The 24,931-nt window shown below is 70.8% G+C and carries 20 protein-coding genes; 8 read left to right on the top strand and 12 right to left on the bottom strand.

Features of this window, described 5'->3' with window-relative positions; translation table 11 throughout:
- Window positions 1-398: 398 nt before the first annotated feature.
- Genes HF323_RS01950 through HF323_RS01935 form a run of 4 tightly spaced genes read left to right on the top strand, consistent with a single transcriptional unit; the run spans window position 399 to window position 5,068 of the window.
- Window positions 399-2,885, top strand: a complete 2,487-nt coding sequence (locus HF323_RS01950) for a sigma-70 family RNA polymerase sigma factor (protein ID WP_169580881.1) — start codon at window positions 399-401, stop codon at window positions 2,883-2,885.
- Window positions 2,886-2,895: 10 nt separating this feature from the next.
- On the top strand, window positions 2,896-3,279 hold the full coding sequence (locus HF323_RS01945) for a YrdB family protein (RefSeq protein ID WP_169580880.1): 384 nt from the start codon (window positions 2,896-2,898) through the stop codon (window positions 3,277-3,279).
- Window positions 3,276-4,664: an FAD-linked oxidase C-terminal domain-containing protein gene (locus tag HF323_RS01940; protein WP_169580879.1), complete on the top strand. Its 1,389-nt coding sequence runs from the start codon at window positions 3,276-3,278 to the stop codon at window positions 4,662-4,664. Before HF323_RS01945 ends, HF323_RS01940 begins: the two co-directional genes overlap by 4 nt.
- Window positions 4,661-5,068, top strand: a complete 408-nt coding sequence (locus tag HF323_RS01935; RefSeq protein WP_169580878.1) for an NUDIX domain-containing protein — start codon at window positions 4,661-4,663, stop codon at window positions 5,066-5,068. Before HF323_RS01940 ends, HF323_RS01935 begins: the two co-directional genes overlap by 4 nt.
- Window positions 5,069-5,073: 5 nt before the next feature.
- Here HF323_RS01935 and HF323_RS01930 read toward each other — a convergent pair whose 3' ends face one another.
- The 7 genes from HF323_RS01930 to HF323_RS01900 form a co-directional block, all read right to left on the bottom strand.
- Complete coding sequence (locus tag HF323_RS01930; protein WP_169580877.1) at window positions 5,074-5,769, bottom strand: hypothetical protein; 696 nt, start codon at window positions 5,767-5,769, stop codon at window positions 5,074-5,076.
- Between the two features lie 145 nt (window positions 5,770-5,914).
- Complete coding sequence (locus HF323_RS01925; protein WP_169580876.1) at window positions 5,915-6,694, bottom strand: glucosamine-6-phosphate deaminase; 780 nt, start codon at window positions 6,692-6,694, stop codon at window positions 5,915-5,917.
- The gene (locus HF323_RS01920) at window positions 6,687-7,613 is read right to left on the bottom strand and encodes an ROK family protein (RefSeq protein ID WP_169580875.1); all 927 of its coding nucleotides are present in this window, start codon (window positions 7,611-7,613) and stop codon (window positions 6,687-6,689) included. Before HF323_RS01920 ends, HF323_RS01925 begins: the two co-directional genes overlap by 8 nt.
- Before the next feature lie 43 nt (window positions 7,614-7,656).
- Complete coding sequence (locus HF323_RS01915) at window positions 7,657-8,628, bottom strand: carbohydrate ABC transporter permease (RefSeq protein ID WP_169580874.1); 972 nt, start codon at window positions 8,626-8,628, stop codon at window positions 7,657-7,659.
- Window positions 8,625-9,605: a sugar ABC transporter permease gene (locus HF323_RS01910; RefSeq protein ID WP_169580873.1), complete on the bottom strand. Its 981-nt coding sequence runs from the start codon at window positions 9,603-9,605 to the stop codon at window positions 8,625-8,627. Before HF323_RS01910 ends, HF323_RS01915 begins: the two co-directional genes overlap by 4 nt.
- A gap of 185 nt (window positions 9,606-9,790) precedes the next feature.
- The gene (locus HF323_RS01905; RefSeq protein WP_169580872.1) at window positions 9,791-11,077 is read right to left on the bottom strand and encodes an extracellular solute-binding protein; all 1,287 of its coding nucleotides are present in this window, start codon (window positions 11,075-11,077) and stop codon (window positions 9,791-9,793) included.
- 86 nt (window positions 11,078-11,163) lie between these two features.
- Window positions 11,164-12,363, bottom strand: coding sequence for an ROK family transcriptional regulator (locus HF323_RS01900; protein ID WP_169580871.1), 1,200 nt, complete (start codon window positions 12,361-12,363; stop codon window positions 11,164-11,166).
- Between the two features lie 147 nt (window positions 12,364-12,510).
- Between HF323_RS01900 and HF323_RS01895 the strand changes: the two genes are divergently transcribed.
- Window positions 12,511-13,002: a hypothetical protein gene (locus HF323_RS01895; protein ID WP_169580870.1), complete on the top strand. Its 492-nt coding sequence runs from the start codon at window positions 12,511-12,513 to the stop codon at window positions 13,000-13,002.
- Between the two features lie 106 nt (window positions 13,003-13,108).
- Window positions 13,109-14,542 carry a L,D-transpeptidase family protein gene (locus HF323_RS01890; protein ID WP_169580869.1) on the top strand — a complete coding sequence of 478 codons (1,434 nt, stop codon included), beginning with the start codon at window positions 13,109-13,111 and terminating at the stop codon, window positions 14,540-14,542.
- Window positions 14,543-14,604: 62 nt separating this feature from the next.
- Here the strand turns inward: HF323_RS01890 and HF323_RS01885 are convergent, their stop codons facing one another.
- Entirely contained in the window at window positions 14,605-16,824 is a 2,220-nt protein-coding gene (locus HF323_RS01885) for an NADP-dependent isocitrate dehydrogenase (protein ID WP_169580868.1), read from the bottom strand.
- Between the two features lie 143 nt (window positions 16,825-16,967).
- Between HF323_RS01885 and HF323_RS01880 the strand changes: the two genes are divergently transcribed.
- Window positions 16,968-17,420, top strand: a complete 453-nt coding sequence (locus HF323_RS01880) for a GNAT family N-acetyltransferase (protein WP_169580867.1) — start codon at window positions 16,968-16,970, stop codon at window positions 17,418-17,420.
- 225 nt (window positions 17,421-17,645) lie between these two features.
- Entirely contained in the window at window positions 17,646-18,560 is a 915-nt protein-coding gene (locus tag HF323_RS01875) for a BadF/BadG/BcrA/BcrD ATPase family protein (protein ID WP_169580866.1), read from the top strand.
- A gap of 89 nt (window positions 18,561-18,649) precedes the next feature.
- Here the strand turns inward: HF323_RS01875 and HF323_RS01870 are convergent, their stop codons facing one another.
- From HF323_RS01870 to HF323_RS01855, 4 genes are all read right to left on the bottom strand, one after another.
- On the bottom strand, window positions 18,650-20,467 hold the full coding sequence (locus HF323_RS01870) for an ABC transporter ATP-binding protein (protein ID WP_169580865.1): 1,818 nt from the start codon (window positions 20,465-20,467) through the stop codon (window positions 18,650-18,652).
- Complete coding sequence (locus HF323_RS01865) at window positions 20,464-22,323, bottom strand: ABC transporter ATP-binding protein (RefSeq protein ID WP_169580864.1); 1,860 nt, start codon at window positions 22,321-22,323, stop codon at window positions 20,464-20,466. The genes HF323_RS01870 and HF323_RS01865 overlap by 4 nt, the downstream gene beginning before the upstream one ends.
- 374 nt (window positions 22,324-22,697) lie before the next feature.
- Window positions 22,698-23,207 carry a methylated-DNA--[protein]-cysteine S-methyltransferase gene (locus HF323_RS01860; RefSeq protein WP_169580863.1) on the bottom strand — a complete coding sequence of 170 codons (510 nt, stop codon included), beginning with the start codon at window positions 23,205-23,207 and terminating at the stop codon, window positions 22,698-22,700.
- On the bottom strand, window positions 23,204-24,718 hold the full coding sequence (locus HF323_RS01855) for an AlkA N-terminal domain-containing protein (protein WP_169580862.1): 1,515 nt from the start codon (window positions 24,716-24,718) through the stop codon (window positions 23,204-23,206). The genes HF323_RS01860 and HF323_RS01855 overlap by 4 nt, the downstream gene beginning before the upstream one ends.
- Window positions 24,719-24,931 lie beyond the last annotated feature (213 nt).

Raw genomic sequence — 24,931 nt, 5'->3', positions numbered from 1 at the left:
GCGGCGGACGGAGCACAGGAGGGCCGCTGATCCCCCCTCAGCGGCCAAAGACTCCGGAGTAGGGGCGGAGCCGGTGGTCCCTCCCCCGAGTTCCCACCGAGCTCCGCCTCACGGCCGGTGTTCGCCTGATCCCCACGAAAGCGACGAACATCGTCTCTGACTGATGAGACGGGAGCACAGGGGTTCTATTACGCGAGTTCGAAGAAAACCCCCGGCAGGAGTCGAGACATCGCCTCGATGTGCGCGCCCTGCGATCCCTTACCGCTGCCCGTGCAGCCTCTGGCCAAATCGGCCGTTCGAGGTCAGAATGGGAAAACGCAGGGCCGCCCGAACGGCTCGCATGGGCTGGGGCCGCCGCTGGGGGAGCGTTCACGACCACCCAGCCACCGGGGGAGAACGTGATCGACGAGGATGAGACGCCGGACGGCGGCTCGACGGCGAGCCGCGAGGCAGACCTGCAGGGTGACGCCGACCTGGTGCTGCGCACGCGCTCCGGTGACACGTTCGCGTTCGGGGAGCTGTGGCGCCGGCACTACCGGTCGGGCATCACCGTCGCGCGCAACGTCTCGCCCGGCACCGATGCCGACGACCTCGTCCAGGAGGCGTACACCCGCATCTACCAGTCGATCCTCAAGGGCGGCGGCCCGACCGGCTCGTTCCGCGCGTATCTCTTCACGAGCATCCGCAACACGGCGGCGGGTTGGGGCAGAGTACGGCGCGAGACCGCGATCGACGAGCTCGAGACGATGGAGGATCCGGCGACCACCGAGCAGGCGACGGCGGATTCCCTCGACCGCGGCTTGACGCATCAGGCGTTCCGCAGCCTCCCGACGAGGTGGCAGGAAGTGCTCTGGTACTCCGAGATCGAGGGAATGAAGCCCGCCGAGATGGCCCCGCTCCTCGGGATGAAGCCGACCGCGGTCGCCCAATTGACGTTCCGCGCGCGGGAGGGCCTTCGCGAGGCCTGGATCCAGGCGCACCTGCGTTCCGTCGCCGACGACTCCGACTGCGCGTGGACGATCGCGCGTCTCGGCGCATACTCCCGCAACAACATCGGGAGGCGGGACCGCGCCCGTCTGGAAGCCCACCTCGCCTCCTGCGCGCGCTGCGCGATCGTGGCGAGCGAGGCGAAGGAGGTCTCGAGCAGGCTCGCACTCGTGCTCATCCCTCTGACGGTGGGCGTCGCCGGCGCCTCGGGCTACCTGGCCTCTCTGCAGAACGGCGCGCCGGCCATCGCGCTGGCCGCGATGCCGTCGTCCGTCGTCGAAGGCACGGTGAGTGTCGCCGGCGGCGTGGGCGCGAGTGGAGCGGGTGCGGGATCGCTCGTCGGCGCAGGCACCTCGGCGAGTGCGTCGACCGGGTCGGCAGCGGCCGGCTCGGTCGCGGCGGCCGGGTCCGCAGCCGCCGGCGCGAGTACGACCGCCGGTGCTGCCGCGGTCGGCTCGGCGGGTGTCGTCGCCGGCGTGACGACGGCGGGGGCAGCGACGGCGACCGGCCTCGCGGCGGGCGGTGTCCTGAGCGGCGCCGGTATCGCCGGCATGGCCGCGGCGAGTCTCGTGGTGGCGGGGACGGTCGCTGCAGCCGTCGCCCTGCCGGGCATGCAGGAGTCGACGGATGCCGCGCCCGAGCCGTATTCGATCCGCGCGGTGGCCGCACCCCAGGACGACGCAGGCACCCCGCTGGACATGATCGCCGAGGCCGCGGTCCCCGACGAACTCCCCGAGGGGCCGTCACCGACCGACATTCCGCCGTTCCCGCCCGATCCCGCCCAGGATCCATCAGGGCCGGAGGGTGGACGGGCCGTCGACGGCGGGAGCAACAACGGCGTCGGCAACGAAGGGAACCCGGCGAACGGGAGTGCCGGCGGCGACGGCCCCGCCGAGGCGCCGGGCGGCACTGATCCCGACCCGCAGGAGCCAGGCGGCGACTCATCGGCGGGGGCTCCGGCAGCACCGGGGAACGGGGGTGCCGGCAACAGCAACCCCGGCAACGGAAACGCCGGCGACGGCAGCCCCGCCACAGGAGGCAACGGAAACGCCGGCAACGGCAATGACGGGAACGGATACTCCGGCAACGGAAACGCCGGCAACGGCAATGACGCCGATACCGGGGTCAACAACGGCACGCCCCAGAGCGGCAACGCGAACAGCGGCGGCAGCAAGCCGGAGAGCGCACCGGCCCCGGGCGCGGGATTCACACCCGCGATCCTCGTCGCGCAGGGCGGACCGTTGTCCGATGCGGAGGCGCCGGGGCGCTCGGCGGCCGCTCCCGCAGGTGGCGTCGGATCCGCCGACGACTCCCGCGGAGGATCGAGCGCTGCGGCCGCGCAGGCGACGGGCGCGGGTTCCGCCCCGGGCAGCAGCGGATCGAGTGCCTCCAGGTCGAGCGCCGTCGCGTCGAGTGCGGCGCCTGCGGGAGAGACGAACGGCCACGCGCCCCGCGCCGACGGGTCCGGGCCGGAGACGGCTGCGGACGGCGCGGATCCGGAGCGGAAGGCTGCGAACTCGAGCCAGGGAGCGGCCGCCGCGCACGCGCACTCCGCAGCTGCGCGTGGCGGCGCCGCTTCGAACCCCGGTGATTCATCGTTCGAACCCGCGCCGCGGGCCCCCCTGACAGACCTGCCTGACAGTGCGGCACCCGATCGGGGCGCCACACCGCACCTCGAAACACCGGCCGCACCCATCGCCCCCGGCCTCTCAGCCGCGACCTCGGGTGTCGGGTCGACCGCAGCCCGGCCGAGCCCGTCCAAGCCCGAGCGCGCGGACACCGGACCCTCGCGCGCCGATGACGCGAGGGCGGAATCACGATCGGGTGGAGCACCGGCGTCCGGCGGAGCACCCCTGCGCATGGGCGGCGCGGAGGAGTCGTCGACGGTCGGCGCCTAAACTGGAGGGCATGCCCGACTCCGTCCGCCCCTCTGCCGGCGAGCGCGCGCCCGGCACCCGTGCACCGCTGTCGGCGATCGACATCCTCGCGTTCCTCTGCGAACTGTTCGCTTTCGCCACGCTCGCCATCTGGGGCTTCGTGTCGTGGCCGTTCCCGTGGAACATCGTCGCCGGGATCGGCGCACCGGTCCTCGCCATCCTCGTGTGGGCGCTCTTCGTCTCGCCGCGCGCGGTCCTCACCGTGCACCCGTTCGTGCGCGCCTTCGTGGAGCTCCTCGTGTACGCTGCCGCCACCATCGCCTGGTGGGCGATGGGTCAGGCCTGGGTCGGACTCGTGTTCGGGGTGATCGCGGTGACGATCGGCGTGATCGCCGGACGGCGACGCCTCGCTTGAGCGACTCCGGCGTCGTTGCGAGGCTGCGCGCCGCCCTCGGCGAGCGTGTCGACACCTCCGCGACCGCCCGACGAGCCGCACGCGCCGACCTGTCCGGTCACGTGGCCTCCGGCACACCCCTCGCCGTCGTCAACGCCCGCTCGGTCGCCGACGTCCAGCAGACGCTCCGGATCGCCTCGGCGACCGGCACACCGGTCGTCACCCGAGGCGCGGCGACGGGGCTCGCCGGCGGCGCGAACGCTGGAGACGGCGAGATCGCCCTGTCGGTTCGCGGCATGGATCGCATCCTCGAGGTGCGCCCCGACGATCTGCTCGCGGTCGTCGAGCCCGGCATCCTCAACGGAGACCTGAACGCCGCCCTGGCCGACCACGGCCTGTGGTGGGCGCCCGACCCCGCGAGCCGCGCGATCTCGACCGTCGGGGGCAACATCGCCACCGGTGCCGGAGGCCTGCTGTGCGCGAAGTACGGCGTCGTCCGCGACGCCGTCCTCGGCGTGGACCTCGTGCTGGCGGACGGCCGGCTTCTCCGGCTCGGCCATCGCACCGTCAAGGGGGTCACGGGGCTCGACCTCACCTCGCTCGTCATCGGCTCCGAGGGGACCCTCGGCGTCATCGTCGGAGCGACCCTCAAGCTCAGGCGGCTGATCGCCGGAGACGTCTGCACGATCGCGGCCACCTTCCCGAACGTGCGGGCCGCGGCCGAGGCATCCGCCGCCGTCACCGCGTCCGGGGTCCAGCCGGCGATCATGGAGCTCATGGATGCGGCGTCGCTCGCTGCCGTCCACGCGCTGCTGTCGCTCGACCCGCCCACGGCGGGCGCCGCCCAGCTGACGATCCAGACCGATGGCCCCGCCGCCACCGTCGAGGCCGACGCCATCGCCGACGTGCTGCGAGGCTCAGGCGGGAGCGTGGCTCTGTCGCACGACCGGAACGAGGGAGAGCGGCTCCTCGCGATCCGCCGATCGATGCACCCCGCGATGGAGCGGCTCGGTACGACCCTGATCGAGGATGTCTCCGTGCCGCGCAGCGCCCTGCCCGCCATGTTCGACGAGATCGCTCGCGTCGAACGCGAGCACGCAGTGGCGATCCCCACCGTGGCGCACGCGGGCGACGGCAACCTGCACCCCAACTTCGTCTTCGACGCGGAGCCGGACGAATTCGGCGTCGTCGAGGCGCCCGAGCACATCTGGCGGGCGGCCGACGACCTCTTCCGCGCGGCTCTGCGCCTCGGAGGCACCCTCACCGGAGAGCACGGCGTCGGCGTCCTCAAGCGCCGCTGGCTGGCCGACGAGCTGGGCGACGACCAGTGGGAGCTGCAACGGCAGATCACTCGGGTCTTCGACCCGCAGGGCATCCTCAACCCCGGCAAGGTCTTCACGAGGTGAGCCATCCCGTCGTGCACGTGAGCGCCGCGGTCGTCACCGACGCCGACGGCCGGGCGCTCGTCGTCCGCAAGCACGGCGCCGAGGTGTTCCAGCAGCCCGGCGGCAAGCCGGACCCGGGCGAGAGCGCCCTCGACGCCGTCGTGCGCGAGGTGCGCGAAGAAACGGGCATCGTCGCGGAGGCGGGCTCTTTCGTGCCGCTGGGACGGTTCACGGATGCCGCGGCCAACGAGCCGGGGCACGTCGTGGTCGCGGATGCGTTCGCACTTCGGTTGAGCGACGGCCGCGCCGTCGCCGGCGCCGAGATCGCCGAGCTGCGGTGGCTCACTCCCGATGACGTCGACGCCACGCCGCTGGCACCCCTCAGTCGCAATCAGCTGCTCGCGCTCGCCTGGCGCGAGCGCTGACGGCGCTAGCCGGCCGGCGTCGCACGGCCCCGGTCCTCGGTGAACTCGGAAGACACCTCATCGGAGGGCCTGGCACGTAGCCCCGCGACGAGGGCGCAGATGCCGATGGCGAGCGTGATCAGCGTCACCGCGGGATAGCCGAAGAGGCCGAGCATCGCCGCCCAGCCGAGCCTGCTCCAGCTGTCCAGGGGAGCCGTGAGGATCACGAGCATCGACAGCTGGAGAGCCAGCTGAGCCACCACGAGAGCGAGGGGCAGGAACCGCGTCCATCCGCGGACCGCGCGCAGGCGGATGACCTCGACGGCGGCGACGGTCCCTGCCACGACCACTCCCCACTGCCCCACCGCGAACCAGACCAGCGAGCTCTCGGCCGGGAGCGCGGACGGCAGGATCGGCACCATCCACGCCACCGCTGTCGCGATCAGCGCGATCGTTCCGACCGGTCGTCGCCCGACCACGCTCCCCTCGCCGCGGATCCCCACCGCGAACAGCACCACGGCCGCGGCGAACATCCCGCGCAGCAGCGCGTCGGCGAAGAGGCTCCCCTCCCCACCGCCGATCGGGCCCCCTGTCGAGAGGGAGCGCACTGTCGCGTACAGCGCGACGGCGCCCACGAGCCCGCCCAGGGCCGAAACGGTGATGAGCGCACCGCCGATGATGAACACCAGACGGCCGTCGCGGGTGCCGAGCGCGCGGCGCACGCCCGGCGATGTTTCGGCGTGACCCCTCCCCGCACGGGGGATGACACGTGGGACGAGGGAACGATGCGGGCTGCGCTGCCCCGAGGCATCCGTCATCGCGCCAGCGTAGCGGGCGGACGCTTTCCGAGTCGACGGCGGCGTGCGGTCAGATGAGCTGCCAGTCGGGCTTGTTGGCGTACGTGTAGCGGTAGTAGTCGGCGTAGGCGAGATGAGAGGCTGCCGCCTCGTCGACCACCACGGTCGCACGGGGATGCAGCTGGATCGCCGACCCCGGCAGCGATGCGGTCACGGGCCCCTCGACGGCACCGGCGACGGCGTCGGCCTTGCCCTCGCCGAACGCGAGCAGCACCAGGTGGCGGGCCCGCAGGATCGTGCCGAGGCCCTGCGTGATGCAGTGGCGCGGCACCTCGTCGATCGAGTCGAAGAAACGCGCGTTGTCGGCGCGTGTCTGCGCGGTGAGGGTCTTCACGCGCGTCAGCGACGCGAACGACGATCCCGGCTCGTTGAACCCGATGTGGCCGTCGGTGCCGATGCCGAGCAGCTGCAGGTCGACCCCGCCCGCGTCGCGGAGCGCCCGCTCGTACGCGTCTCCGGCATGCTCGATGCCGTCGAGGGACCCGTCCGGCACGCGCACGAGCGCAGGATCGAGCCCGAGCGGCTCCACCACCTCGCGGCGGATCACGGAGCGGTAGCTCTCGGGATGCTCGGGGTCCAGGCCGACATACTCGTCGAGCGCGAAGCCGCGGATCCGACTCGCGTCGAGGTCGCCGAGCCGGGGCCGCAGCGCCTCGTAGACGGGAAGCGGGGTGGAGCCCGTCGCGAGCCCGAGCACGGCTTCGGGGTTGGCGCGGATCAGGCGCACGATCGCGTCGGCGACGAGCTCCCCCGCCTCGGCGTGATCGCGGACGATGACGACCTCAGCCATGGGCGAGAGCTCCTTCGGTGTCACGGGACGCACCCACGAGGGCAGCCCCGAGCGCGGCGGCCGGTGAGCCGGCGGGAAGCAGCTCGACACGGTCCTCGAGTCGGAGCGAGCGCATGAAGGCGGATGCCTCGGCACTGGCCGCGAGCTCGGCCGTGACGTCGCTCATCAGGCGATCGCCCAGGGCCGTCACTCCCCCGCCGAGCACGACCACATCGACGTCCGCCGTCAGCACCAGTACACGGATCGCGGCTGCGACGCCGCGGGCGAGGCCGCCGCGCAGTTCGCGGGCGAGGGGATCTCCGGCATCGGCCGCGTCGAACACGTCGCGCACCGGGAGCGCGCCTGCCTTGCCCCAGCGCTCGGCGATCGAACCGCCGCCCGCGAACGCCTCGATGCAGCCGAACTGACCGCAGCGGCACAGCGGCCCGTTCGGATCGACGGAGATATGACCGACCTCGCCGGCTGTGCCGCGGGCGCCCCGCCACAGCCGCCCGTCCGTCACGATGCCGGCAGCGATGCCGGTGCCGACGTTGAGATAGCCCATCGAACCCGACCCGCCGTGCAGGGCGTAGGCGCCGAGCGCCGCTGCCTTGACGTCGTTCTCGACGCCCACCGTGACGCCCAGATGGGGCGCCGTCGCCGCGACGATGTCGAGCTCCTCGACGCCGAGGTTCACCGCGTGCGAGACCCGTCCCGTTCCGGGATCGATCTGACCGGGGATGCCGACACCGACCGATCGGATGGCCGACACGTCGACCCCCGCGTCGGTGCCGAGCGCACGCACCGCCGCGAGGACGGTCGCGGTCACGGCATCCGCTCCCCAGCCGGTTGCGAGGCGCACGCGACCGACGATCGTGCCGGAGTCATCGACGGCCACCGCGTCGGTCTTCGTGCCGCCGACGTCGAGCCCGACCTTCATCGCCCCGTCTCCCCGCGGGAGAGGGTGTGGTGCAGCGCGCGCATCAGCCCTTGACCGCCCCGGAGACGAGACCGCCGGTCATGCGGCCCTGCACGATGAGGAAGAAGATGACCACCGGGATCGCGATCATCGTCGAACCGGCCATGACCGCACCCCAGTTCACGGCTCCCCCGACCGACGACGACTGGAAGGCGTTGAGCCAGGGCATGAGCGTGAGGTTGTAGCCCCGCAGGAAGAGAAGCGCCATCGTGAACTCGTTCCACGCCTGGATGAAGGCGAAGATGCCGGTGGCGACCAGGCCGGGGGCGAGCAGCGGGAAGGTCACCTTCCAGAACGCCTGCGACTTGGTGCACCCATCGATCATCGCCGCTTCTTCGAGGTCCGCAGGCACCCCGGCCACGAATCCCCGCAGCGTCCAGATCGTGAACGGCACGACCATCGCGACGTAGACGATCCCGAGACCGAGCAGCGTGTTCATGAGGCGCCAGTCGTCGATCATGCCGTAGATCGTGAACATCATCGCCTCGCCGGGGATCATCTGCACGACGAGCACCGCCACGATGAAGGTCCAGCGGCCACGGAATCTGAAGCGGGCGAGCGCGATCGACGCGAGGAACGCGAACAGGAGCGTCACGATGAGCACGCCCGCGGTGACCGTGAGGGTCGTGGGGAGCGCGTGGGCGAAGTCGGTCTGGCCGGCCGCCGCCTCGCGGCCCCACGCGGAACGGTAGTTGCTTAAGGTGAAGTCCAGTGGGAACAGGCTGGGGTTGCGGCTGATGATCTTCGAGTTCGGAGTGAACGACAGATTCACCATGTAGTAGACGGGGAACACGGACATCACGAAGACGATGAGCGCCGCGATGTTCAGGAGCGTGCGCGTGACGACGCGCTTGGGTGAGGGGCGGCGCACGTCGATCGAACGGCGACGGGGCGTCTTGGCGTTGCCGACCTCGCCGAGGACCTCGTCGACCCCGACGATGCCCAGCTGCGTGCCGGTGCTGATCTGGGTGCTCACAGTTCCTCCTCCTTGAGCGTCGTGCGCACGTAGCCCCACGAGAGCACGAGGAGCAGGACGACCATCACGACTCCGATGGCTGCCGTGAAGGCGACCTCCCCCGGTCCCTGGCGGAACAGGTAGGTTCCGAGCACATTCGTCTCGGAGGCGATGCCGCCGCGACTCTGCAGCGCGTAGACCTGGGTGAAGATCCGCAGGTTCCAGATGATCTGGAGCACGAGGACGACGGTCAGCACGCTGCGAAGGTACGGGAACACGATGTTCCAGAAGCGCTTCCATCCGTTCGCGCCGTCGAGCGACGAGGCCTCGAGCACCTCGGCGGGCACCTGGCCGAGGCCGGCGTACGTGGTGAACGCCACGAACGGCACGCCTTGCCACACGACGATGATCGTGAGCACGAAGAAGAACGACAGGGGCTCGAGCAGCCAGGAGTGGTTGGTCCAGTTCTGGGTGCCGGTGATCGTGTTGAGCGCCCAGTTGACCAGGCCGTACTGGGTGTCGAAGATCCAGCCCCACACCACCGTCGCCGTCAGCGGCGGCATCGCCCACGCGAGGAGGAGGCCCACCGACACCAGGATGCGCCAGGTGCGGCCGAGCCGCGTCATGAGGACGGCGATCAGCACGCCGAGCACCATGATGAACACGGTCATCACGACCATGAGCGCGAGGCTGCGCACCAGCACGGCCGGGAAGTCGGACTGGGTGAAGAGATCGAGATAGTTCTCGAGGCCGACGAAGTTCGGCATCGTGCCCTGCACCTTGTTGCGCACCGTGTAGTCGGTGAACGACTGGATGACCATGAGCACGGCCGGGTAGGCGACCATGACGCCGAGGATGATGAGGGAGGGTGCCAGCAGCGTCCAGGCGCTGCGGGCGTCGCGGCGGGCGCGGGCCTTCTCCCGTGAGACGGGTGGGCGGGATGCCGCCGACCGGGGCTTCTTCTCGGCGGGACGGACCGCGGTGGCGGTGTCGCTCATGTCGTCTCCTCTCTGAGTGTTGCGGCCGGGCATGGCGAGGCGTCCGGCGATCCGGGATGTGGGCGGAGAGGACCGTTCTCCGGGTCAGGCGCAGGACTGCCGTGTCCTGAGTCTGGCCGAGGGCTCGGTCCGGGTGAAGGGGTCCCGGTCCCGGTCGGAACCGGGACCCCTCACCTCCGGGGGGCTTACTTGTTGAGGATGTCCTCGATCTGCTTGTCGAGTGCCTCAGCGACCGTCTTGACGTCCTCACCCTGAGCGATGCGCACGAGCGCGTCGGGGATGATCTGGGCCGCCTCGACCTCGCCCCAGTTGGGGCTGGCCGGGGTGAACTTCGAGTTGGCGAGGGCCTCGGCCTGCGCCTTGGCGGAGTCCGTGTCGGGCAGCGCCGACGCGGCCGACTTGATGCCCGGGACGAGTCCCTGCTCGGCGAGAAGCGTCTGGTACCCCTCCGACAGCATGATCTCGAGCGCGGCCTTGGCCTTGCCCTGCGCGTCGCTCTTGTAGGCGACGGCGACGTTCGAGCCACCCGCGAAGATCGGGGCGGTCTCGCCCTCCTCGAGGCCCGGCAGAGCGAAGGCGCCGAGGTCCTTGGCGTAGGTGTCGGGGCATCCGTTGGAAACCTCTTCACCGGCTGCCTCGTCACCCCACGGCCAGGCGCCGGTCAGGTTGCCCTCGGCCCACGCCGGGGTCGACAGGAAGCCGACCTCGCCCGCGCAGAACGCGATGTTGCCGAGACGCTCGTTGCCGTCGACCGGCGCGACGGTGGCGTTCTCGTAGACGTCCTGCAGCATCTCGAGACCCTTGACGCTCTCATCGCTGGCGAACTGCGCGTCCCAGACATCCCCGTCCTGCACGGCGATCTCGCCGCCGTTGGCCCAGACGTAGGGAAGCGCGTTGTACCAGTCGCGGCCCGGCGCGTAGATGCCCGAGACCGTCGCGGTGGTGAGATCCGTGCCCTGCTCGACGTACTCCTCGAGCGTGGCGGGAAGCGTGTCGCCGACGATCTGCGGGGTGTAGAACACCACGCGGCCACCGGCGTAGTAGGGCGCGGCCCACAGCGAGCCGTCGTAGGTGCCGGCCTCGACGAGACCCGGCAGCAGGTCGTCGCCGCCGAGGGCGTCCTGCATGTCGGAGATGTCGAGGAACAGGCCTTTGTCGGCGAAGCCGATGGCCTGCGTGTTGCCGACCTCGACCACGTCCGGAGCGTCGTTGGACGAGAGGGCGGCCTCGTACGTGTCGGAGACGTCGGCCCAGGTCTTCTCCTCGATGGTGAGGGTCCAGCCGTCGTTCTCCTCCTCGAAGGTCTCCTTGAGGTAGTCGCGAGCGGTCTGCGGCGTGTCTGCGCCGACCAGCCACACGGTCAGGTCGCCGGTCGCGGCCTCGCTGGGGGCTGCTTCGCCGCCGCCTGCACAACCGGCCAGAACGACAGCCGAAGCGCCGACGAGCGCGAGGGCTCCGAGCTTCTTGTTCATGGTGTCTTCCTTTGTGTTTTCTTGGTGTGTTGGACGGGCCGGGTGACCCATCCGGGGGGAGATTGCGGGGTTCGATGGCGACGTCGCTACGACACCCCGAGTTGTCCTGACAGGACCATGACGGCCGCGCCGCGCAGGACGATGTCCTGGCCTTGCTCCGTCATCCGCACCCTGATCCCGTCGTGGAACTGCGCGAGAGTCCGGGTACGGAGGGTCTCGGCGGCTTGCTCCGCAAGCGGGCCGTCGAGAAGCTCTGGGGGGCCGGAGAGCACGATCTCCGAGAGGTCGAGCGCGCCGACCACGGGTGCCAGGGCGATGCCCAGCCGCTCCCCCGCGTCACGCAGGAGGCCGTCGCGGTCGGCGGCGGGCGCCTCGCGCAGCCGCGTGGACAGCGAGGGGACCGAGAGCCAGGCCTCGAGGCATCCCACCTTGCCGCACACGCAGACCGGGCCGCCGTCGGTGCCCACCGTCACGTGCCCGATCTCGCCCGCGGCGAACCGGCTGCCTCGCATGGGCTGCCCGCCGGCGAGCAGGCCGGAGCCGACACCGCGGCCCACCTTGACGAGCAGGACGTCGTCACCGGCGCCGCCGAAGGTGTACTCGGCGAGGACAGCGGCGTTGGCATCGTTGGCCACCAGCACGGGGAGGGACAGCGCCTGCTGCAGCGCTCCCTCGAGGTCGAAGCCGGCCCACCCGAAGTTGGGCGCAGTGAGGATGACGCCGCGGTCGTCGACGACACCGGGAGTGCCGACACCGATGCCGAGCACGGGGGCGTGCGAGTCGGCGACGAGTTCGCGCGCGAGTTCGACGACGGTGGAGACCACTTCGTCGGCGGCCGGGAGGGGAATCTCGCGCCGCGCGACGATGTCGCCGTCGAGCGTCAGAACCGCCCCGATGAACGTCTCGCTGCCGGACAGGTCGATGCCGACGATGCGGTGACCGGCGCGATCGAGGTCGACCAGGATGGCGGGCTTGCCCGGACCGGATGCCTCGCGCACGCCCATCTCGGCGACGAAGCCGTCCGCGATGAGCTCGGCGACCAGGTCGGAGATCGTGACCCGGGTCAGTCCGGTCTCCCGCGAGAGGTCCGCCCGGCTCATCGCGCCCTGGTGGAACAGCGTCTGCAGGACGAGCGAGCGGTTGTGCCCGCGGGCGTGCTCGGGGAGCACCTTGCCGCCCTGCCGGAGGGCGCGGCCCTGTCCGAAGCCGCGAGAGGCGCCGGGGGCGGTTGAAGGGTGCGGCGGCTCGATCGTGGAAGAGCCGCGCTGCACTTCCGATGCAGACATGTTTGTTAGTAGACCTTACGAACAAACGACACGCAAGTCCTGGATCCGGTTTGCGCGGCGTATTTACAAAACCGTTACATTGACGAGGGCCGGTCCGGTTCCTGCTCCTCTCACGCGCCTGTCACGACCCTCGCCTACAGTGGAACGATGCGTACGCCGAACCTCTCCCGCCGGATCGCCGCCCTCACGATCGCCGCGGTCGCCGCGGTCGGCCTGACCGGCTGCGCCGGCTTCCCCGCGATAACCCCGAGCGGAACCGCTACGGGCGGCTCCGCGTCCGAGTCCGCCTCGGGCGGTGGCGACGGCGAGCAGACGGTGGACGAGGCGTGCCAGCTGGTGACCGACACGATCACCGAGGCGACGGCGGAGTTCGAGCAGGCGACGACGGATGACCCGGCCGCCGTCGCCGACGCGTTCAACGCTGCCGCCCGAAGCATCGCCGACGCGTCGAGCCAGGTGACCAACGAAGAGGTCGCCGCGCTCCTGCCGTCGCTGCAGGAGCTGTTCGAGCAGGTCGCCGAAGTCCTGCCCGCCATCATCGAAGGCGACACGTCGAAGGCGAGCGAGTTCGAGCAGATGGGCACCGACCTCCAAGAGTCGATGCAGCAGTTCGAGGAGCTCTGCGGTCCCGTCGAGTAGCGCTACCGCGGGCACGTCCCGCAGAGCGTGATGAGGTCGTTGCCGAACCCTCAGAGGCGGTCCCTTACCATTGGAGCAATGTCGCTCACAACCGGGGGGTGAATCGGTGACGGAACTCGCGACCAAGACGACCGACGGATTGCAGCCGAACGACGGCGCGCCGGAGGGGCCGACGTACGCGTGGGCGCCTGCCGAGCCCCGGCCTCGCAAGAGCCGGAAGGGGCTGTGGATCGGCGTCGGAGCCGGGGCCGCGGCCGTTGCGCTGACGGCCTCGTCGCTCGTGCTCGTCGCACCCGGCACGTCCGTGGCCGGCGTCGGCGTCGGCTTCATGACTCCCGGTGCGGCCACCGACGCGGTGAATGCGCAGCTGGCCACGACCACCGTCGTGCTGACCGGGCAGGGCGCCGACGCAGAGGTCACCGCTGCCGACCTCGGCGCCACGGTCGACGCCCGCGCGCTGGTGGATGCGGCGTTCGCCGAGCATCCCATGTGGAATGTGACCGCCTGGTTCCCGGCATCCATCACCGCACCGATCACCCTTGACGAGGAGGCCGCCTCGGCAGCCCTGCGCGATGCGGCCCCCCAGCTCTACACCGACCCGGTCGACGCGACGCTCGCATTCGACGCCGAGACGACGTCGTATGTCGCCACCCCCGCCGAGGAGGGCACGGGTGTCGACCTCGACGCCGTCCGCGCCGCTCTGCAGGACGCATTCGAGGCGGGCCGGACCCGCGTCGAGGTCGAGGCGACGGCGGCACCGGTGCAGGCGGACACGCCGACCTACGTCGCCGAGGCCACCGCGGAGCGGCTCAACACGATGCTCGACACGGCCGGGTTCTACGTCGGCGAGGAGCGCACCGTGCCGGTGTCGCGGGCGGTCGCAGCCTCGTGGCTCACCGTCACGCCGAGCGACAACGGGACCTTCGCGATCACGGCGGACGAGGCGGCGATCGCCGAGCTCGTGCCCACCCTCGCGAAGGCGGTGAACCGTGAACCGGTGAGCGCCCGCGTCGTCACCGACTCCGGCGGCGAGGTGCTGCGCGAGCTGACTCCCGGCGTGACCGGTCGCGTGCTCGGCGACACGGGAGACGTCGCGAGTGAGTTCGCCGCCCTGCTGGCCACGGGGAGCGGTCGCTACGAGCTCCCGGTGAAGGAGACTCCCTTCGCGACGGCCGCCGTCGAGCGGCGCGTCGAGGTCGACCTCGGCACGCAGACCCTGTTCATGTTCGAGAACGACAAGGTCATGCGCTCGTTCCCGATCTCCTCCGGGCTTTCGGAGACCCCGACCCAGCAGGGACACTTCCGGGTCTTCGCGTTCGTGCCGATCCAGGACATGGGGTGCTTCCCGGGCGCTCCGTACTGCACCGCCGACATCCCCTGGGTCGCCTACTTCAACGGTGACCAGGCGTTCCACGGCGCCTACTGGCACAACAACTTCGGCAATCCGATGAGCCACGGCTGCGTGAACATGCCGATCAGCACCGCCAAGGCGCTGTACGACTGGCTCGAGGTGGGCACCGAGGTCTGGATCCACGCCTGATCCCGCAGCGTTCATGACGAGAGCCCCGACCGCTTCCGCGGCCGGGGCTCTCGTCTGAGCGGTCAGCTGATCGAATCGATGATGGTGTTGAACGTCTGCGACGGGCGCATGACCGCTTCCACCAGCTGCGCATCCGGCCGGTAGTACCCGCCGATCTGCGCCGGCGACCCCTGCACGGAGTTGAGTTCCGAGACGATCTTCTCCTCATTCGCCGCGAGCGCCTCGGCGACCGGTGCGAAGGCTTCCGCCAGGGCCGGGTCGGCCTGCTGCGCCGCAAGCTCCTGTGCCCAGTACAGCGTGAGGTAGAAGTGGCTGCCTCGGTTGTCGATGGTGCCGAGCGCACGGCCGGGCGACTTGTCGTTCTCGAGGAACGTACCGGTCGCGGCATCGAGCGTGTCGGCGAGCACCTGTGCGCGGACGTTGCCGGTGGTCGTGGCCAGATGCTCCAGCGACGCGGCGAGCGCGAAGAACTCGCCGAGCGAGTCCCACCGCAGGTAGTTCTCTTCGAGCAGCTGCTGCACGTGCTTGGGCGCGGATCCGCCGGCACCCGTCTCGAACAGGCCACCGCCGGCGAGGAGAGGGACGATCGAGAGCATCTTGGCGCTCGTGCCGACCTCGAGGATCGGGAACAGGTCGGTGAGATAGTCGCGCAGCACGTTGCCGGTCACCGAGATGGTGTCCTCCCCCTTGCGGAGCCGGTCGAGCGAGTACTGCGTCGCCGCGGCGGGCGCGAGGATCTCGATGGTGAGGCCCTCGGTGTCGTGGTCGCCGAGGTACTGCGTGACCTTCTCGATGAGCGCGGCATCGTGCGAGCGGCTCGCGTCGAGCCAGAACACCGCGGGCGCGCCGGTCGCACGCGCGCGGCCGACGGCGAGCTTGACCCAGTCGCGCACGGCGATGTCCTTGGTCTGCGTCGCTCGCCAGATGTCGCCGGGCTGCACAGCGTGCTCGAGCAGCACGTCTCCCGCCCGGTTCAGCACCTGCACGGTGCCGGGCGCCGAGATCTCGAAGGTCTTGTCGTGGCTGCCGTACTCCTCGGCCGCCTGGGCCATGAGTCCCACGTTGGGGACGGTGCCGATCGTGGCGGGGTCGAGCGGCCCGTGAGCCACGACGTCGTCAATCACCGTCTGGTAGACGCTCGCGTACGAGGAGTCGGGGATGACGGCGAGGGTGTCGTCCTCGCTCCCGTCGGCACCCCACAGCTTTCCGCCGTTGCGGATGAGAGCGGGCATCGACGCGTCGACGATGACGTCGGACGGCACGTGCAGGTTCGTGATCCCCTTGTCGGAGTTGACGTACGACAGGCGGGGGCCGTTCTCGAGGTCCGCCCGGATGGCGGCGGCGATCTCATCGCCTCCCTCCACCGAGCCCAGGCCGGCGAGGATGGCGCCCAGTCCGTCGTTCGGGGTCAGGCCCGCCTCGGCGATCCTGTCGCCGTACCGGTCGAAGACATCCGCGAAGTACGCCTTGACGACGTGGCCGAAGATGATCGGGTCGCTGACCTTCATCATGGTGGCCTTGAGGTGGACCGAGTAGAGCAGGTCGTCGGATGCCGCGTCCTGCAGCGTCTGCGACAGGAACGCGTCGAGAGCCGACGCCGAGAGGAACGTCGCATCGACGATCTCGCCGGGCAGCACCTTGATGCCGGACTTGAGCGGGGTGATGGTGCCGTCGGCGCCCACGTGCTGAATGCTGAGGACGTCGTCGGACGCGATCACGGTGGTCTTCTCGTTCGACTTGAAGTCATCGTGGCCGAGCGTCGCGACACGGGTCTTCGAACCCTCGGCGAACGGCTTGTTGCGGTGCGGGTGCTTGCGGGCGTAGTTCTTCACCGACAGCGGCGCACGACGGTCGCTGTTCCCCTCGCGGAGCACCGGGTTGACGGCGGAGCCCTTGATGCGGTCGTAGCGCGCCCGGATGTCCTTCTCTTCGACCGTCTGCGGCTCGTCGGGGTAGTCCGGGATGTCGTAGCCCGCCGCCTGCAACTCGGCGATCGCCGCCTTCAGCTGCGGGATGGACGCCGAGATGTTGGGCAGCTTGATGATGTTCGCCTCGGGGAGCGTGGCGAGTCCGCCGAGTTCGGCGAGGGCGTCGCCGACCTGCTGCTCGGGCGTGAGCTTCTGCGGGAACGCAGCCAGAACGCGGCCAGCGAGCGAGATGTCGCGGGTCTCGACGTCGACTCCGGCCTGGCCGGTGACGGCCTTGATGATCGGGAGGAACGAGGCCGTCGCGAGCGCCGGCGCCTCGTCTGTGTACGTGTAGATGATGGTCGAGTCGGTCACCGGTCTCGTCTTTCGTTCGGGGATGTTTCCAGCCTAACGCAACGGAAAAATATCTCGACATCGAGATACTTCCCCAGATGAACTCCCCGTAACGCCCGGATTCCGACCGTGCCTCCGCGGCGCATCCCGGCTAGCATGCGGATATGGCTGAACTGCGACTCGTCGAACTGTCCGCCACCACGATCGTGGCGGTCAACAACCTGTCGCTCAAGCCCGGGCAGGAGCAGTTCCTCGCCCCCGTCAGCTATGGCATCGCCGCGACGGTGGTGAACCCGCAGACGACCTGGCAGCGCGTCGTCCTCGATGGCGAAGAGGTCGTGGCGTTCGTCAGCGCGAACTTCGATCACGACGCCCCCGTCGAGCACTTCCAGTCCGTGCTCTGGCGCATCAACGTCGACGCCGACGACCAGGGCCGAGGCGTCGGACGCTTCGCCGTCGAGCAGCTGCTCGAAGAGGCGCGCAACCGCGGGTTCGACCGCGTGGACGTGATCTACGAGGCGGGCGAAGGCGGACCCGAAGCATTCTTCCAGCGAGTGGGCTTCACTCCGGTCGGGGAGACCGAGTACGGTGAAGTCATCGCCGAGATCCGACTCTGAGCGATCACCTCGCGCTTCACCCGAATCACCACCCGAAAACAGACGCGACACAGCCCGAGCCGGGCTCCTGAGACCGGCGGCGGGGCCTCGAATACCCCTCCCCCATCGAGGCCTCGTCGCCCCTCGGCCCGACCCCTCGTCACCGACGGGAGCGGGGGCCGGAGCGGACGGCTCGAGCGAGTCCGGGCGGCCGGACGCGAACGCGCGACGCCGAGAGGACCGTGCATGAGCCGTATCGCCATCGACGCCGGGCAGACCGGGATCAAGGTGCGGGTCAGCGATCGCACGGGCGCGCGCACTCGTGTGTTCCCCGGCATCCGCACGCACGAGCCGCTCCTCCGCCAGCTCGCCGCCGTCGCGTCGGAGACGCTGGGCGACACGGACGCGTCGACGGTCGTCGTGTCCGCGGGAGTGTCGGGGCTGACCGAGCGGGAGGCCGACGCCGGTGCTCTCCTCGGCCTCGTCGACGATCGCCGCGTCGTCGAGGTGCGGCTCGCGCACGACTCGACCACGTCGTACCTCGGCGCCCTCGGCACGGTCCACGGAGCGGTCGTCGCGTCGGGCACGGGCGTCGTCACCCTCGCCGTCGGCGCGAGCCGCGTCGCTCGCGTCGACGGCTGGGGCCACATCATGGGCGACGCCGGCAGCGGCTATTGGATCGGCCGGGAGGCCCTCGACGCGGTCATGCGCGCCTACGACGGGCGCGGTCCGCACAGCGCCCTCCGCGCCGCCGTCGAAGCGCGCTGGCCGGATCTCTCGCTGGCCTACATCGACTTGCAGTCCTCCGAGGATCGCGTCTCCACCGTGGCGTCCTTCGCAGAAGCGGTCGCCCGCGCAGCGTCAGCGGGCGATCCCGTCGCGTGCGCGATCAGCGTGCGGGCCGGAGCCGAGCTCGCGATCAGCGTCCAGGCGGCCCTCCGACGCGTCGGCGAGAACGGCGAGACCTTCGAGGTGTGCGCGATCGGCGGCGTGCTGCGCTCCCCCGCCGTCGCCGACGCGTTCGCGACACGGCTCGCGGCGACCGGACTGAGCACCCGACTGATCGCACCTCGCGGGGACGGCCTCGACGGTGCGGCGGCGCTGGCCGACCTTCCCGGGGAGCATCCGCTTTCGGACCACGTCTCGATCGCCCGGGTCTGAAAGCCACCAGCGCGGTTCCAACGGGCGTCGCGGAAGGACGGACGCCTCGGCCTCCGCGCGAGCGGGGGCCGAGGCATCCGGGATCGAACTCAGACGAGCGACTCGCGCCAGGCCGCGTGCAGCCGGGCGAAGCGGCCGTCGCCGCCGATGAGCTCCTCGGGGGCGTCGTCCTCGATGATGCGGCCGTGCTCCATGACGAGGACGCGGTCGGCGATCGCCACCGTCGACAGGCGGTGAGCGATGATGATCGCCGTGCGGTCGGCGAGCAGCGTCTGCAGCGCGTCCTGGATCTGGCGCTCGCTCGGAATGTCGAGCGAAGCAGTCGCCTCGTCGAGGATCAGCACCGCCGGGTCGGCGAGGAACGCCCGAGCGAACGAGATCAGCTGGCGCTGACCCGCCGACACGCGGCCGCCGCGCTTGTTGACGTCGGTGGCGTAGCCGTCCGGGAGGCGCTCGATGAAGGCATCCGCCCCCACGGCGCGCGCCGCGGCGCGGATCTCGTCCATCGTGGCGTCGGGCTTGCCGAGCGCGATGTTGTCGGCGACGGTCCCGCTGAAGAGGTACGCCTCCTGGGTGACCATGACGATCGCGCGGCGGAGGTCCTTCGGGTGCAGGGAGCGCAGATCGACGCCGTCGAGCGTCACTCGGCCCTCGCTCGGGTCGTAGAACCGCGATACGAGCTTGGCCAGCGTCGACTTGCCGGCGCCGGTCGTGCCCACGAGCGCGACCGTCTGCCCGGCAGGGATGTCGAGCGAGAAGTCCGGCAGGATGACGCGATCCTTCGAGTAGCCGAAGCTCACGTCGTCGAACCGCACGTGGCCGCGGGCCGTCCACAGGTCGACCGGCTTCACCGGGTCGGGAACCGTCGGCTCCTCCTCCAGCACGCCCGACACCTTCTCGAGCGCGGCGGTGGCCGATTGGTACGAGTTCAGGAAGAACGCGACCTCCTGAAGCGGTGAGAAGAAGTTGCGCACGTACAGCACCGCGGCCAGCAGCACGCCGACCTCGATGGCGCCGTCGACCACCCGGATGCCGCCCCACAGCAGCACGAGGGCGACCGTGACCGAGGCGACCGCCATGAGCCCCGGCTCGAATGTGCCGAACAGCTGGATGGACCGCATGTTGACGTTGCGGTAGTCGCTGGCCAGCTCGCCGAACTCGCGGTCGTTGCGGACCTCCTTGCGGAAGGCCTTGACGGCGCGGATGCCGGTCATGGTCTCGACGAACTTCACGATCACCTTCGCGCTGACCACGCGTGACTCGCGGTAGACGACCTGCGACCGCGTGTAGAACCACCGCATGAGGAGCAGCAGCGGGATGCCCATGACCGCGAGGATCACGCCTGACTGCCAGTCCACCAGGAGCAGCATGACGAGCGTGAACCCGCCGTAGAGGATGCCCGACACGAGCTCGTTGAGACCGCCGTCCAGCAGCTCGCGGATCGAGTCGAGGTCGCTCGTCTGGCGCGAGATGATGCGGCCCGACGTGTAGGACTCGTGGAACTCGAGGCTGAGTCGCTGAGTGTGCACGAAGATGCGCTTGCGCAGGTCGAGCATGATCGCCTGCGTGAGACGCGCGGCCACGACGACATACCAGCCGATGAGGGAGGCGCCGGCGATGCCCGTGACGAGGTACAGCGCGACCACGCCGATCGTCGGCAGCCAGTTGAGCTCCTCGACCGCGGCCGGGAGCGCGTTGTCGATGCCGAACGCGATCAGCGCGGGACCCGCGACGCGGAAGGCCGTCGAGACGACCAGCACGATCGCGGCGAGCCACAGCTGCGCGCGGACGGGCGTGACCAGTGAGCCGAGAAGCCGCAGCGAGCGCTTGCGGATCGCCTTGCTCTCCGCGCGCGTGTAGTCGGAGCGGTCTTCGCCGCTCGTGCCGGTGACGGTCGTGGTGCTCACAGGTTCACCTCCCAGTCCTGGTCCTTCTGTCTCGCCCGGAGCCGGGCCTCCTCGACCTCGAGACTCGAGATCACGTGGCGGTAGTGCTCGCTCTCGCGCAGCAGTTCGGAGTGCGTGCCGACGGCCGTGATGCGTCCCGCCTCGAGCAGGGCGACGCGGTCAGCGAGCATGACCGTCGACGGGCGGTGCGCCACGACGAGCGCCGTCGTCGCGTGCAGCACCTCGCGCAGGGCGTCTTCGACGAGGGCCTCGGTGTCGACGTCGAGCGCGGACAGCGGGTCGTCCAGCACGAGCACCGCGGGGCGGGCCGCGACGGCGCGGGCGAGCGCGAGTCGCTGGCGCTGGCCTCCGGAGAGCGACAGGCCCTCCTCGCCGATGATCGTGTCGACGCCGTCCGGCAGGTCGTCGACGAAGCCCGCCTGCGCGACCTGAAGCGCCTCGCGCAGGACATGCTCGGCCTCGGGGCTCTCCGGCGCGAGATCCTCGCGGCCGAGGAGCACGTTGTCGCGCACGGACTGCGAGAACAGCGTCGCGTCCTCGAAGGCCATGCCGACGTGGCGGCGCAGCTCGTCGAGGGTGAGATCGCGCACATCGACGCCGTCGAGCGTGACCCGCCCGCCGGTGACGTCGTAGAGCCGCGCGGGAAGAGTCGTGAGCGTCGTCTTCCCCGACCCGGTGAGGCCGACGAGCGCCATGGTCTCGCCGGGGCGCAAGGTCAGGTCGACGCCGTCGAGCAGGTCGCGCTCGTGAGCGGAGGCATCCTGATACCGGAAGTGCACGTTCTCGAACGTGAGCGCGCCGCGCGGACGATCGATCGTCTGGGGGTTCTCGGGATCGACGATCGCGTTCTCCTCGTCGAACACCTCGAAGATGCGGTCGGTGGCCGTGCGCGCGTCCAGCGTGAACGAGAACAGGAAGCCGATCGACTCCATCGGCCAGCGCAGCACCGTCGCCATCGCGAAGAACGCGATCAGCTCGGCGGTCTGCAGCTGTCCGAACGACGCGAGGTAGATCCCCGCACCGAGGCAGAGTGCGAAGGCGATGTCGGGCAGCAGCACGAGCCAGAACCAGATCCAGCCGACGGCGCGGGCCTTGCTCAGCTCCGTCTCCCGCAGGGTCTCCGCCTGCGCGGCGAATTTGTGCAGTGCGTGCTTGCCGCGTCCGAAGGCCTTCAGCACGCGGATGCCGTGGACGCTCTCCTCGACAGAGGTCGCGAGGTCGCCCGCCTGGTCCTGGCTGAGCCGTGTGAGCGTGCCGTAGGTCTTCTCGAACCGGTAGCCGGCGTACCACAGCGGCGCCGACACGACGAGGAAGATCGTGCCGAGGAGCCAGTGCCAGCGGAACAGGAGGGCGGTGCCGACGACGATCGTGATGACGTTGACGACGAGCAGCACGATGCCGAAGGCCATCCAGCGGCGGAGCATGCTGATGTCCTGCATCATCCGGCTGAGCAGCTGACCGGACTGCCACCTGTCGTGGAACGAGACCGGCAGTCGCTGCAGGCGCGCATAGAAGGTCTGACGGATCTCGTACTCGACCTTGGTGGCAGGACCCAGCACGAACCAGCGGCGGAGCCAGACCATGAGCGCCTCGGCGAGGCCGAGAGCGAGCACCGCGGCGGCGCCCCACGCGATCTGCGTGATGTCGCCGGAGGCGATGGGTCCGGCCACGATCGCCTCGAGGACGAGCGGGATCGACAGCGCGAGCAGGCTCGCGACAAGGGCGCTCAGCGCACCGAGCGACAGCCGGGGCAGGACGCGCTTGGCGAAGGGCAGCAGCCGCGCGAGCGCTTTAGGAGTGGACACGGGCGGAGAAGCCGGCGGTTGGGACTTCGACGGTGGAGCGGTAGTGGTCATGATCCTTGTGGGGACGGTGATGGGGACGACCCGGGTCGGGTCTGGGAAGCGCAGGGCGCGACGGAGCCCTTCAGCGAAGAACGCTCCGGAAGGCGGCGGTATGCCGAAGCCGGCGAAAGCCGGGACGCGTGAAGGGGCGACTACCCCTGGACGCGCGAGCCGGCAGGCCCGGCAAGGCGCGCGCGCTCGGACACGGCGAGGCGGAGGACGTAGGCGGTCTTCGCGGCGATGGCGGCCTGGGACATGGCATCCTCCTGAGGTGTGAGCGAACGGGACCGTCGGCCGAGAACGACGCGACAGCCCTCCAGCCTATACCTGGGTGTTCGCTGAAAGCAACGCCCGAATCCGTGCCGGACCTCGCCGCGCGCGCGTGTTCACACCAGCGCCGGCACTGCCGCCTCGCGTTCCAGCAGAGCGCGCTTCACGTCGAGCCCCCATGCGAAGCCGCCGAGGCCCCCGCCCGTTCGCAGCACGCGGTGGCACGGGACGAACAGCGCCGGCGCATTGCGCGCGCAGATCGACGCCGCCGCGCGGACGGCCGAGGGCGAGCCGAGCTCGACGGCGAACTGGGCGTAGGTGAGCGGATGCCCCGGCTCGATCCGCCGCAGCGCCTCCCATCCGGCCGTCTGCATGGCCGTCCCGAACTGCGCCACCTCGACGCCGTCGATCGCCCCCAGGTCGCCGTCGTAGTAGGCGCGGGCGGCTGCCGAGGCATCCGTCTCCCCCACGCTCATCGACGACGGGCGGTCGGCGGGCCGCAGGCGACCGAGGATGCGGTCGACATCGACGGTCCACCCCGACACGAGCACGCGCTGCCGGTCATCGGCCAGGATCGTGAACGGGCCGTCGGGGGTGTCGATGGTCTGGATGGTCGCGGTGGTCATGCGATCGCCTCTTTCTCGGGGACGGATGCCGCGCCCCGCCGCGCCCGCGGGGGCTTGGGCGGGACGGCCCGCCACAGGTGGGCGGTGAAGTAGCTGCGCCACGGCGCGGTGCGGGCCGCCCACGCGGTCAGGGCCTTCGGGTCGGACGGAATGCCCGCAGCCGCGGCCCCGGCACGCACGGCCACGTCGCCGGGGAGGAACACGTCGGGGTCGCCGAGCACCCGCATGCGCACGTAGTCGGCGGTCCACGGTCCGATGCCCGGCATGGCGAGGAGCGCCTCACGTTGGGCGACGGCGTCGTCGCCCGACGTGAGGGTGAGCGAGCCGTCGGCGAGCGCGGCCGCCGCGCCGGTGATCGAGCGGATGCGGGCGGCCGGCCCGCGCAGCACGTCGGCGCCGCGTTCGGCGATGGCCTGCATCGAGGGGAACAGCAGGTTCGTGCCCTCGAAGCCCTCGACCGATTCGCCCAGTTCGGCGGTGAGCGCCGACAGGGCGGTGCGCGCCGCGACGACCGTGATCTGCTGGCCGACCATCGCGCGGATGAGCATCTCGTGCGGGTCGGCCGCTCCGGGGACGCGGATGCCGGGAACGGCCCGCACGAGGGGGGCCAGCTCGGGCCGCGTCGACAGCGCGTCGTCGATCGCCAGCGGGTCGGCGTCGAGGTCGAAGAGCCGCCGGGCCCGGGTGACGAGGGTCGAGAGGTCGCGCAGGTTCGTCAGCCGTGCACGCATGCGGACGCGCTCGGACGCGTCGATCCGCAGCTCGAACCACGCCGGGCCGCCCGCGAGCCGCAGCGTGCGGGCGAACGAGCGCTCGGTGGCGACCTCGGCTCCGGAGACCGCGCGCGCCGACATCCACGCGAACAGACCGGTCGAATCGAGCGGACCGCGGTGCGGCAGCACGAGGTCGATGGCGCCCGGCTGGACGGCCGAGCCGCTGTGGGCACGGCGGCGGGCCCGCAACTCGAGCGGGGCCAGCCCGAACACCTCGCGGACGGTGTCGTTGAACTGCCGCACGCTGGCGAAGCCCGCCGAGAAGGCGACGTCGGCGGCCGGCATATCGGTGCCCACGAGCAGCATGCGCGCGGTCTGCGCGCGGTGGGCGCGGCTGAGCGCGAGCGGCCCGGCGCCGAGCTCGGAGCTGAGAAGGCGCGTGAGGTGGCGCGGCGAGTAGCCCAGGCGCCGGGCGAGACCGGGGACGCCCTCGCGCTCGACGACGCCGTCGGCGATGAGTCGCATCGCCCGGCCGGCGGTGTCGCCGCGCAGATTCCACTGCGGCGACCCCGGCGCCGCCTCGGGCAGGCACCGCTTGCAGGCGCGGTAACCGGCCTCGTGCGCCGCGGCGCTCGTCGGATAGAACGTCACGTTGGACGGCTTCGGCGTGCGCGCCGGGCAGCTGGGACGGCAGTAGATGCCGGTCGAGCGGACCGCCGTGACGAACTGACCGTCGAAGCGGGTGTCGCGCGAGTCGATCGCGCGATACCGCTCGTCGAAGGTCATGGCCAGGCTCATGACCCCTAGCCTGCCACGCCCGCCCGACAACGGCTCGCGGAAATCGGACACGGTGCTGGAGGCATCCGCCGCCCTTCTGCCGCCGCCGCACGCCCGTCACCGCCGCACGCCCGCAGCCGCCTCACGCCCGTAGCGCCTCACGCCCGTAGCCGCTGTCTCACGAACCTCGCAGAATCGCGCGAACCTTGCAGAAAGTCGGGCGGATCGTGCGAG

It is taken from the genome of Microbacterium sp. MF43 (assembly GCF_012847295.1).
In the GTDB taxonomy this organism is placed as follows: Bacteria; Actinomycetota; Actinomycetes; order Actinomycetales; family Microbacteriaceae; genus Microbacterium.
This window is presented reverse-complemented; position numbering and strand designations above follow the sequence as displayed.

What these genes read in the sequence shown, in the direction of transcription:
- HF323_RS01895 (WP_169580870.1), top strand. Translation starts at nt 12,511, where the DNA reads ATGCGTACGCCGAACCTCTCCCGCCGGATCGCCGCCCTCACGATCGCC.
- HF323_RS01900 (WP_169580871.1), bottom strand. Translation starts at nt 12,363, where the DNA reads ATGTCTGCATCGGAAGTGCAGCGCGGCTCTTCCACGATCGAGCCGCCG.
- HF323_RS01855 (WP_169580862.1), bottom strand. Translation starts at nt 24,718, where the DNA reads ATGAGCCTGGCCATGACCTTCGACGAGCGGTATCGCGCGATCGACTCG.
- HF323_RS01875 (WP_169580866.1), top strand. Translation starts at nt 17,646, where the DNA reads ATGAGCCGTATCGCCATCGACGCCGGGCAGACCGGGATCAAGGTGCGG.
- HF323_RS01905 (WP_169580872.1), bottom strand. Translation starts at nt 11,077, where the DNA reads ATGAACAAGAAGCTCGGAGCCCTCGCGCTCGTCGGCGCTTCGGCTGTC.
- HF323_RS01945 (WP_169580880.1), top strand. Translation starts at nt 2,896, where the DNA reads ATGCCCGACTCCGTCCGCCCCTCTGCCGGCGAGCGCGCGCCCGGCACC.
- HF323_RS01880 (WP_169580867.1), top strand. Translation starts at nt 16,968, where the DNA reads ATGGCTGAACTGCGACTCGTCGAACTGTCCGCCACCACGATCGTGGCG.
- HF323_RS01910 (WP_169580873.1), bottom strand. Translation starts at nt 9,605, where the DNA reads ATGAGCGACACCGCCACCGCGGTCCGTCCCGCCGAGAAGAAGCCCCGG.
- HF323_RS01860 (WP_169580863.1), bottom strand. Translation starts at nt 23,207, where the DNA reads ATGACCACCGCGACCATCCAGACCATCGACACCCCCGACGGCCCGTTC.
- HF323_RS01925 (WP_169580876.1), bottom strand. Translation starts at nt 6,694, where the DNA reads ATGGCTGAGGTCGTCATCGTCCGCGATCACGCCGAGGCGGGGGAGCTC.
- HF323_RS01920 (WP_169580875.1), bottom strand. Translation starts at nt 7,613, where the DNA reads ATGAAGGTCGGGCTCGACGTCGGCGGCACGAAGACCGACGCGGTGGCC.
- HF323_RS01865 (WP_169580864.1), bottom strand. Translation starts at nt 22,323, where the DNA reads ATGACCACTACCGCTCCACCGTCGAAGTCCCAACCGCCGGCTTCTCCG.